Origin of the sequence: Trebonia sp. (assembly GCF_049794275.1) — a bacterium.
GTDB lineage: Bacteria > Actinomycetota > Actinomycetes > Streptosporangiales > Streptosporangiaceae > Trebonia.
In genome coordinates, this window is the sequence record NZ_JBARCR010001117.1 from 1 (window position 1) to 2,418 (window position 2,418).

Below are 2,418 nucleotides of genomic sequence, written 5' to 3' on the forward strand. Positions count from 1 at the left end.
GGGCCGCGGCCGCCTGGCTGGGGCGGCTGATCCGCGCCCACCGGCCCTACGTGATCGTGCTGGCCCTCGCCGTGGCGCTGCGGGTCGTGGTCATGCTCGGCTACCCGCCGGCGATGTTCTTCAACGACTCCTACAACTACATGACCGACGCGGTCACGAAGACGCCGGACATCGTGCGATCGAACGGGTATCCGTTCTTCTTGTACGCGCTGCTTCCGTTCCACAGCCTGGCGCTGGTCACCGGCCTGCAGGCCGTGATGGGGCTGGCCATGGGCACCGGCATCTACGCCGTGCTCCGCCACCGGGGGCTGCCGTGGTGGGGCGCGACGATCGCGGCCCTGCCGGTGCTCTTCGACGTGTTCGAGCTGCAGCTCGAGCACATGATCGCCGCCGACGTGCTCTTCTACACGCTGATCACCGCGGCGCTCGTGCTGTTGTGCTGGTGGGACCGGCCGCCAATGGCCGTCGCCGTGCTGGCCGGCCTGGCGATCGGGTACGCGGCGACCGTCCGGACGGTGGGCGAGCCGCTGCTCGTCATCGTGCTGATCTGCATGCTGGCGCGCCGCATGGGCTGGCGCCGCATCGCCGCCACCGCGGTCGCGGGCGTGGTGCCGATCGCGGGCTACATGTTCTGGTTCCACATCCACACCGGGCAGTACGCGCTGGACGAGTCGACGGGCACGTTCCTGTACAGCCGGGTGAGCAGCTTCTCCAACTGCGCGGTGATGAAGCCGCCGGCCGATCTGCGGGTGCTCTGCGACTCGAGGCCGCCGTCGAGGCGCCCCAACTCGCAGGAATACCTCTGGTCGAACAAGACCCCGCTCGCACAACTGACCGGCACCAACAACGTCAACCGTTTCACCCCTAAGATCGAGTCGCTGACCATGCGGTTCGCGGAGCGTGCCATCCTCGCCCAGCCGCTCGACTACGCGCGGGCGGTGGCCAAGGACACGCTGACCACGTTCGGCTGGACGCGGGTGAACGAGACCAACGCCATCGGGAACCTGGAGGGCTCGGGCACCAAGTTCCGTTTCGAGCCGGAAGCCTACATAACGCCGTTGCCTGGCTGGGTGACCGGCAGCAGCACCAACGCCGCGGCCGCGCGGGACTTCGGTGGCGCGAGCTACGGGCAGCCGTCGGTGGTCCAGCCGTGGAGCTTGTTCCTGCGGCTCTACCAGCGGGTCGTGTACCTGCCAGGGACGTTCCTGCTGCTGTTCGTGGTGGCCGGCGCCGTCGGCGTGGTGCTCGGCATCCGCCGCAGGACGCGCGTGCCCGGCACCGGCTGGGGCGGCCTCGGCCTGCTGCCCTGGCTGACCGGGGTAGCGCTGCTCGTGCTGCCGCCAATGACCGCGGGCTTCAGCTACCGGTACGCCCTGGCGGCGGTTCCCGCGATCTGCCTCGCGGCGGGACTTGCCTTCAGCAGTCGGGAAAGTTTCATAACCTGGCTGCGTAACCACGGCCTTCTTGGGAAGGCGACTGCCAGCTCGGCCTGAGGGAGCCAGCCCGGGCTTGACGAAGGAGGCGTCCCCTGAGCCTGAACGAGCGTGAGGTGCGCACGCTGAGCCGGATAGCCGACGAGCTCGCGAAGACCGCTCCGGTGCTGGTGTCGTTCTTGCATATCTTCAACCGGCTGGCCTCCGGCGAGGACATGCCGCCGCGCCGCCCGCTGCGACGGCTGCGCAGAAAGCTGTCCACGACGGCGCTGACGTGGATGTTCGTGGGGATATGGGGCTGCGTCACCGCAGGAATGCTCGCGTTCGCCCTAGTCATGACCTATACCGGCCCGACCGGCGGAGGGCAGAGCACCTGTACGGCATCGTCGATCCTGCTGTCCGGCTGCAGCGCCAGCCAGTCGAAGGTCCCCGGGCGTTAGCCAGTTAGTCAGTGCGCGCCGGGGCGGCCCAGGTCGGCGGGGAGCTTCGCGGCGGCGGCCTCGTCGATGAGGAACAGCGTCCGCTGGCGGCCGCGGGCGCCAGCCGCAGGCAGCTGGACCGGGCCAGGGCCGGACAGCGCCAGGGCGACCGCGCTGGCCTTTTCCTCTCCCGAGGCCAGGATCCACACCTCGCGGGCGGCCTGGATCGACGGGAACGTGAAGGAGATACGCACCGGCGGCGGCTTGGGGGAGCCGCGCACCGCGACGACCGGGCGGTTGTCGTAGACGGCGGGCATCCCGGGGAACAGCGAGGCCACGTGACCCTCCGGGCCGATACCGAGCATCAGCACGTCGAAGGACGGCACGGGGGCGTGGTCCTCCGGCCGGGTGGCGGCCGCGAGTTCGCTCGCGTACCGTTCCGCGGCGGCTTCCGGGTCGTCGCCGTCCGGGCCGTCGGGGCCCGGCATCGGGTGCACCCGCGCCGGGTCCGCGTCGATACGGTCGAGCAGCGCGGCCCGCGCTCCGGTCTCGTTCCGCTCCGGGTC

3 protein-coding genes are annotated in these 2,418 nt (G+C 70.3%); 2 read left to right on the forward strand and 1 reads right to left on the reverse strand.

Annotated features, from left to right (window positions below; translation table 11 throughout):
- Positions 1-1,493 (forward strand): hypothetical protein (locus WA805_RS27785; protein ID WP_425243809.1); only part of this gene is annotated, 1,493 nt, incomplete at its 5' end.
- 56 nt (positions 1,494-1,549) lie between these two features.
- The gene (locus WA805_RS27790) at positions 1,550-1,873 is read left to right on the forward strand and encodes a hypothetical protein (RefSeq protein ID WP_422272759.1); all 324 of its coding nucleotides are present in this window, start codon (positions 1,550-1,552) and stop codon (positions 1,871-1,873) included.
- Positions 1,874-1,881: 8 nt separating this feature from the next.
- On the opposite strand, the gene pgl is transcribed toward WA805_RS27790, so the two are convergent.
- On the reverse strand, positions 1,882-2,418 hold a 537-nt coding region (gene pgl / locus WA805_RS27795), incomplete at its 5' end, for a 6-phosphogluconolactonase (protein WP_425243810.1).